Here is a 2663-nt window from a genome sequence, read left to right on the forward strand (position 1 = left end):
CTTTCAATGCAAAAGTGAAAGCTTTCAGGGCTACTTCCAGGGGCGTAAGAGATGTCAAATTCTTTCTGTTCAGACTTTCTAAAATCTATGCTTAAACTTCCTTCCCCCCAAGAATTCCGCTTGATCCGGAATTGTTGTTAATGCCTTACTTATTGAATTTGCCACAGGTTGATAAGGATTCTTCGTTGGGCCAGAAACATGCGATTGTTAACGAGGTGTTCAAACAGGGACTAACATTATAAGAAAGGGTGTTTAGAACACTTTTCATTAATCTGGAATTTGACTGTACCTTATTGATACTTAAAGAAAAAGGGTTGCTCTTTGTAGAGCAACCCTCTCGGGAAATTAGTCCAGTCCCCTTAAGCGGAGAGTGGGGGAACTGTACCCAGGGTTAAAATCCCGCTTTAATATGGTGTCTGGATGGTTTGTGATTATTGACTCACCGAATCACTCACCCTTCTTAATTTCTTTTATAACTGCAAATGCTATGAATCAAAATTAGGTTTAAATGTATTGTAATCAAAGTTTTAAATAACAGAAAAAATGCTGGCTGAAAACTGAATGTTTTAAATTCATTAATATGATCCGCTGGGATGTGAACTTCGTTTAAAAATCAGTGTTTATGACTATCGGGGAAGATTTTTAAAAGCGACTCACCAAATCAATCACCTTTTTGTCAGTATTTTTTAGCTTACATTTTAATAATTTTTTTGGCTTACTCAGTAATAACTAATTTAAAATATTGTTATATATCGAATTTAAATCTGTTAAAGTTGCTTAAGAAGCAACTTTAACAGATTTTTCAGGTGTTAATAGCGATAATGTCACAAGGACTTCATCAAGCATGTATTTGATATTTTGATATGCTTCTTTACGCTGCTCCTCTGGTAAGCCAATGATATACTTGCAAAAGGCTTCTTTCTTTTCCTTTTTGAATTTTAGTGTATATTGAATCTCATTCTCTGAAAGTTCTAAGCTAGTTATATATTCTTTTAACGAGATATTAAACTTATCCCATGACTTCGGATTAGCCAAAAGATTATCTAAAGATTGCCTTTTTTCTAACCAATCCATACTTTCTGCATGTTGCCAATAACTAGAAACAAATAGTTCCTCAAAAGTAATTGGAATCAAAAGTCCTTTACTATACAGAGGAATGATATGTTTTGTTAATTTTTTGCTTAATTGTAATACTTTAAAGGTCTTTGATTCAGCGGAATCCTTAAAAATCACTCTATCAATTTCTTTTTTGGCATCATCACCCGCTTCATCGCCATCCAATAATGCCACTGCTTTTATATAGACGCCATCGGCATTTTTCGCTAAAGATTTCCCCCAAATAATCGCTTCTCTTCCTACAAATGTAGCGCCACCGCAACTTTTGATAATAACTTTTTCAAAAAACTGTGGGTAAAATAGTTTCAACGCATCGGTAATAATACGCCTATCTGTGTCGCCCTCAACAAAAAGTGTCTCTGTTTTTATAACAGCACTAGAGCTATTTCTCTTGCATTTTAATATATGGGAAATAATTTCGACCATTGGCTCGTGCCAATCTAATTTATTTGGATCATATTCTATAACGTTCCATATCTTCGAAAAACTAATGGAACTTTCTGAAAATTGAGTAAGGCCGATTATATATTCTGGTGATTTGATTTTAAAATTTCTGTAAATTTCGCCCAAAAGTATCTTCCCTCCATCATTCGTAGCTAAATCTCCTGTTCTAAAAGGCAAGTGTAAGTCTAATATCAGCATTTCAAATTTTTTGCTAACCAATTTTCGTTGAGCTGTAAAAGCATCAACAGCAGTTTCAATGCTAAAATCTTCAAACTTGTCTCTTATACATGAGATAACTTTGGCGATTTTATCGATGTCATCGTCGACAATTAGAATATTAATCATTTTGAATTTTACTCATCAACAGATTTAAATCATTCTCCCACTGTGAAATATCAGACCTATAGAAGACTGACCCAACATACGCTTCATTGTAATCACTTTTGAGAACTGCATCCATCTGATCAAGCGTTATACTATTGTCACTCTCACCAAAATTATCAAACATCGTAATGAGAATAGTTGGAAGAAGCCGTTTCTTTCTACCCAATTCTTTAAGAATTTTGATTCCCCCAAATTTTTCATAATCGCCACCGTTTTCGACAGGGGATCTATCCCAAGTGGGCATACTCATATCTAATAAAAGCAAATCATAACTATCCTTAATAAGAGATTTTAGACCACTATGATATGACTCCTTCAGTTCTATAGAAGAATTAGGAAAGTTAGTAACGATATAGTTAACTATGTCATCGCTCTTCTTTCTGTCATCTTCTATAAGCAAAATTTTAATTTTTTTCATCATTTACTATCTTTATAGTTACTCTCATACTTAGTTTGACCTCGACATTTTCTTGGTCGATAATAAAATCCAAGTGATATTCTTTAATATTGAGATCAATTGTCAAAATCTTCTTGATTTTTTCTAAACCGCTTCCCCCTTCAAAATTGATATTCTCAAATTTAGATTCTGGATCAATAGTGTCCTAAACGTTTAATGTTTTTGTAAAAAGGCTTAGGATGGATTGAAATAATCGCATTTTAAGGATTATTCAAAAAAGAATCCCTTGTATGCTGGTATTGGGTTCCAGCTTAGGTGGTTC

The 2663-nt window shown here is 33.6% G+C and carries 2 protein-coding genes; both read right to left on the minus strand.

Going from position 1 to position 2663, the window contains the following annotated elements; genetic code table 11:
• Positions 1–777 precede the first annotated feature (777 nt).
• Positions 778–1905, minus strand: a complete 1128-nt coding sequence (locus H9X96_RS22325; RefSeq protein WP_187668414.1) for a hypothetical protein — start codon at positions 1903–1905, stop codon at positions 778–780.
• Positions 1898–2365, minus strand: a complete 468-nt coding sequence (locus tag H9X96_RS22330; protein ID WP_187668415.1) for a hypothetical protein — start codon at positions 2363–2365, stop codon at positions 1898–1900. The genes H9X96_RS22325 and H9X96_RS22330 overlap by 8 nt, the downstream gene beginning before the upstream one ends.
• Between the last annotated feature and the right edge of the window lie 298 nt (positions 2366–2663).

Source organism: Pedobacter sp. N36a (assembly GCF_014472395.1).
GTDB lineage: Bacteria > Bacteroidota > Bacteroidia > Sphingobacteriales > Sphingobacteriaceae > Pedobacter.

Bases quoted from the DNA above. Each gene is read 5' to 3' on its own strand.
- H9X96_RS22330 (WP_187668415.1), bottom strand. From the start codon at position 2,365: ATGATGAAAAAAATTAAAATTTTGCTTATAGAAGATGACAGAAAGAAG.
- H9X96_RS22325 (WP_187668414.1), bottom strand. From the start codon at position 1,905: ATGATTAATATTCTAATTGTCGACGATGACATCGATAAAATCGCCAAA.